Here is a 211-nt window from a genome sequence, read left to right on the forward strand (position 1 = left end):
GACGACCATCTGGTCCTCGACGTCGGCCACCCCGCCGTCGGGTGCGCCCAGGAAGACGACGGGCGTGCCGGGCGCGAGCAGCTCGACGGCCCGGTCCATCTCGGCCAGGCGCGCGGTGGCCAGCGCGTGCCGCGTCACCTCGCGCCCGGGCGGGTGCGAGGCCTCGCCGGCGGTGAGCAGCACGACGTACACGTCGATGCCGGCGCGGTGC

The 211-nt window shown here is 77.3% G+C and carries 1 protein-coding gene; it reads right to left on the bottom strand.

Annotated elements, in window-relative coordinates; genetic code table 11:
* A partial coding sequence (locus QWJ41_RS21805; RefSeq protein ID WP_302710589.1) for a PIG-L family deacetylase occupies positions 1-211 on the bottom strand: 211 nt, incomplete at both ends.

The organism is Nocardioides cremeus (genome assembly GCF_030518195.1).
In the GTDB taxonomy this organism is placed as follows: domain Bacteria; phylum Actinomycetota; class Actinomycetes; order Propionibacteriales; family Nocardioidaceae; genus Nocardioides; species Nocardioides cremeus.